The organism is Aminiphilus sp. (assembly GCF_029975095.1).
GTDB lineage: Bacteria > Synergistota > Synergistia > Synergistales > Aminiphilaceae > Aminiphilus.
Genome location: NZ_JARKPW010000210.1, coordinates 1 through 3,934, shown reverse-complemented (window position 1 = coordinate 3,934; position 3,934 = coordinate 1). Strand labels below are relative to the sequence as shown.

General features: G+C 56.7%; 3 protein-coding genes and 1 pseudogene. All 4 read right to left on the bottom strand.

Annotated elements, in window-relative coordinates; genetic code table 11:
* Positions 1-383: 383 nt before the first annotated feature.
* Complete coding sequence (locus tag Q1K49_RS13165; RefSeq protein WP_213693923.1) at positions 384-890, bottom strand: hypothetical protein; 507 nt, start codon at positions 888-890, stop codon at positions 384-386.
* 31 nt (positions 891-921) lie between these two features.
* Entirely contained in the window at positions 922-1,455 is a 534-nt protein-coding gene (locus Q1K49_RS13160) for a macro domain-containing protein (protein ID WP_213693922.1), read from the bottom strand.
* Positions 1,456-1,626: 171 nt separating this feature from the next.
* Positions 1,627-3,066 carry a proline--tRNA ligase gene (proS, locus tag Q1K49_RS13155; protein ID WP_300526455.1) on the bottom strand — a complete coding sequence of 480 codons (1,440 nt, stop codon included), beginning with the start codon at positions 3,064-3,066 and terminating at the stop codon, positions 1,627-1,629.
* Positions 3,067-3,178: 112 nt separating this feature from the next.
* Positions 3,179-3,934, bottom strand: a pseudogene (locus Q1K49_RS13150) (hypothetical protein); the annotation flags it as partial.

Here is a 3,934-nt window from a genome sequence, read left to right as displayed (position 1 = left end):
CTCTCTCTGCTGCCTTCGAACTTGTCAAGGTGCTGTTACCTCGCGGCCCTTCCGGAGCGCGCAGGGGAGATACTACCAGCCTCGTTACTTCACGTCAACCCCCTCTTCTTCCTTTTTTATACCTGACTTTTACTGATCTTTAAAATACTCACGACACTTCTTCTTCTCTGTTTTCTGGGAAATCAATCTCTACGTTTTCAGGCACTGTTGCGCTCCTTTTGATGGAGCCCTTGAGGCCTACGCTGCAAGGCACAAAAGTTATTCCCAAAAGAGATCTTTGAGACGGAGCAAAAAGCATTTCTTGCAGAATCAGAAAAGCCCGGAAGGACTCCCTCCGAAAAAACATCCTCGAAAAACGCTCCTCGGTCCTTCGAAAAAGATGCTCATCGAAAAGCGAGACTTCGCGAGGTCTGGATCACGATCCGTTCATAGCCATGCTTCTGCACTGCGGGGTAACGCACAAGAAGAGTGAGTACGGTTTCCCCATCCCGAGAAAAGAGAACTTTCTCGTAGAGAATCTCTCCTCCGTCAATACCGGAAAGAACGAACCAAAACTCTCTTGCCGCCTTATAGGTAATTTCCACTCCCTCTCTCCGGAGTTCCGCCGCCCGTTCCTGAAGCAGGGCTGAAGGAGTCGTCTCCAGGGCGTTGTAGAAAGCAAAAACCGCGAGAGATCCCTTTCCGTCGGGAGCGAGGAATTGTCGTCCGTCGTTGTTCGTCGGCACTTCCTGGGGAAGAAATGCCGCGGGCACGAGCACTTCGTACCCGAAACGGGTGTTTGCGTAGAGAAAAAAGTCCGATGCCTCCACTACCGGGGCAAGGACAGAGAAGGGAGAGAGAGGACAAAGGGCACAAAGAAAAACGACGCATGCGCAAAGACAATGCCGCATGGCTTCACCCCCAAGCGTTCCGGAAAAACCGCTATTTCGCCTCGCAAAGAATTTTCTCGAACACGTTGAAAGTTCTTTCGTCGTAGAGGAAGAGGGCGATTTCCTCCAGATCCGTCTCTTCCTCTCCGAGGTAGAAAAAAATCTGAGAGAACATGATCCTCGCGCACTCCTCCGGGGAAAAGCCTCCCACACCTGTCCCGAAGGCGGGAAGAGCAACCCGGCGCATATTTCGGTCATCGCAGAGGGCAAGAACATTCTTGGTCGCCTCGCGGATGATTTCTCCCGAAGTGACCAGGTCCTGTCCCATGACAGCGGCATGGATCACGAACTTGGCCTTGAGCCTGCCACCTCCCGTACAGACGACATTTCCACGGGGAATGGGACCGAGACGCATCGCCTCGATTTCTATCTCATCGCCTCCCTTGCGCTTGAGAGCCCCAGCGACGCCGCTTCCCATCCAAAGCCGGTCATTGGCGGCATTCGCGACGGCGTCACCGTCGTATTCCGCAATATTCCCCAGACAGAGGCGAATGGTCGTCGTACCAACCCGACATTCCCGCGTCACTGTACATCCCTCCTTCCTCCTCGTTCCCCACGCACGCACCCGAGCACGACATCCAAACCCACGAAAAAGGGGATCGCCCCAGGCGATCCCCTTTACTCTAGCGCATCGGTTGCACGACAACAAGCCCTTTCCCGGAGAGACGTCCGTCGCGAGAAAGCGCCTCGACCGCGATCAATATGCCTTGGCGAAAATGGCGAGCCTGGCATCCTTCTTTCCTGTGTAGAAACACGTCCCTCGAGTTTCGTCTGCCAGGGGGAAACAACGCACCGTCGCACCAGTGGCATCCTTGATGGTTTTTTCGTCCTCCCGGCTCCCCGCGAAATAGGCCTTGAGAAAACCTCCACGGTTCTCCAGCACGTCCTTGAACTCGTCCATGGACGAAACGGAAACGGTGTTGGCAGCACGGAATTCCGTCGCCCGCCGCAGCAGTTCCTTCTGGATCTCCTCAAGGAGCACCGGAATCTTCTCCACAACGGCATCCCGGGCGATGTCGCCGCGCTCGCCCGTGTCGCGGCGGACATACCGCACCACCCCTTCGGCACGTTCGCGCTCACCCAGTTCGAGCCGAAGGGGAACGCCTCTCTGGAGATGGAAGAAGAAGCGGTCGCCCGGCCTCATGTGGAATTGCATGTCTACCTGGGCGCGCTGAATTCCGAGAATTCTGCAGAGGTTTGCCGCCATCTCCTTCGCGTCGGGGAGGAGTTTTTCCTGTAGCATCGCCTCGTCGGGAGAGATGGGAAGGATCACCGTCTGAACGGGCGCCACTCGAGGAGGCAGAATGAGCCCGTCGTTATCCGAGTGAGTCATGATGATGGCGCCGATAAGGCGCGTGGAGACACCCCAACTGGTCGTCCAGGCATGCTCGAGCGTTCCCGCCATGCTCTGAAACTTGATGTCGAAGGCCTTGGCGAAGTTCTGCCCCAGGAAGTGGCTTGTCCCGGCCTGAAGGGCCTTCCTGTCGCTCATCATGGTTTCGCATGTATAGGTGTTGTCCGCCCCGGGGAAGCGTTCGCCCTCGGATTTTTCTCCGGGGATGACCGGAAGGGCCAATTCGTCCACCATGGTCTCCCGGTAGACTTCGAGCATTTTCAGAGTTTCTTCCATGGCCTCCTCGCTGGTGGCGTGGGCGGTGTGCCCCTCCTGCCAGAGGAATTCGGAGGTACGGAGAAAGAGACGAGGACGTTTCTCCCAGCGCATGACGTTGCACCACTGGTTGATCAGAATGGGAAGATCCCTCCAGGACTGAACCCACTTGCTGTACATGTGGCCGATGACGGTCTCGGAGGTGGGACGAACCACAAGGGGCTCCTCCAGTTCTTCGCCCCCCGCGTGGGTAACCACGGCACATTCCGGGGCGAATCCCTCCACATGTTTGGCTTCCTTCTCAAGAAAAGAATTGGGAATGAGGAGGGGGAAATAGGCGTTCACATGCCCCGTCTCCTTGAACCGGCGGTCGAACTGCTGCTGAATGTTCTCCCAAAGGGCATACCCATTCGGGCGTACCACCATGCATCCCCTCACGGGAGCGTAATCAGCAAGTTCCGCCGTCTTGATGACGTCGAGATACCATTGCGAGTAGTCCGTTTCTCTGGGTGTGATGTTGCGGGCCATATTCGTTTCCTCCTGTCTGCCGTCTTCTTCTTACACCGCGCCTCGGTCACGATGTCCGGATTGTATCCTGTGCAAGATCTTCCGTCCACACGTCCCGCCTCGCGACAAAAAATCAGGGAATCAGCTTATGTCCCTGATAGGGACCTCCCAGCTCGAAACCGAAGGTCCAGCGACCGCGGTCGTCGTAAAGGATCATGATCGATCCACCCAGAAACTGGCCCGGCATGGAAAGTGCCACACCGATCTCCCAGGGGGATTCCTGCTCGGTCCAGCTGTCGTTGAAGATAGCACCCTTGGCGGCGAAAAAGTCCCCGTAGAGCGAGCCGAATCCGCTCTTCAAGAGGAGGCGGCGCACCGCCACACGAAACCACGCCGCGTAATCCCCATACAGCGGCGCACCTCCCAGGGAGCGCAGATCCCCGGGTGAACCGAGGTAGGCAGCGTGGACGGGATTTCCAGCGTTGCCTCCCGTCACACCTCCAGTCACAAGGAGACGCATGTCCTCCCGAAGAGGTTTCACCCACGTGAAATCAAGACTCCAGAGAAGCTCACTGCAATCCGCCCACCAGATGGAAGCGATAATCGAACTTCCTCGGGTAGGATCGGTGAGATCGTCGAGATCACCATACCGAAACGTCATCTGGGGACCCCAGTTGTGCTCATCCGCCACACCGGATTGCACGTATTCGCCGAAAATTCCCCATTCCATCTCAAGAGGACCCCACCATCGCGTTCTGGAAATTCCCAGCGTGTATCGGTCCCACTCGAAGGAACCGGCATTGCGCGTCTCAGTCTCCCAATGACGTACGGAAAAAGCGATCTCCTGCCGCCGGTAACCCGAAACGGGCGAAAAGTAACGTGCCTCAAG

Bases quoted from the DNA above. Each gene is read 5' to 3' on its own strand.
- Q1K49_RS13165 (WP_213693923.1), bottom strand. From the start codon at position 890: ATGCGGCATTGTCTTTGCGCATGCGTCGTTTTTCTTTGTGCCCTTTGT.
- proS (WP_300526455.1), bottom strand. From the start codon at position 3,066: ATGGCCCGCAACATCACACCCAGAGAAACGGACTACTCGCAATGGTAT.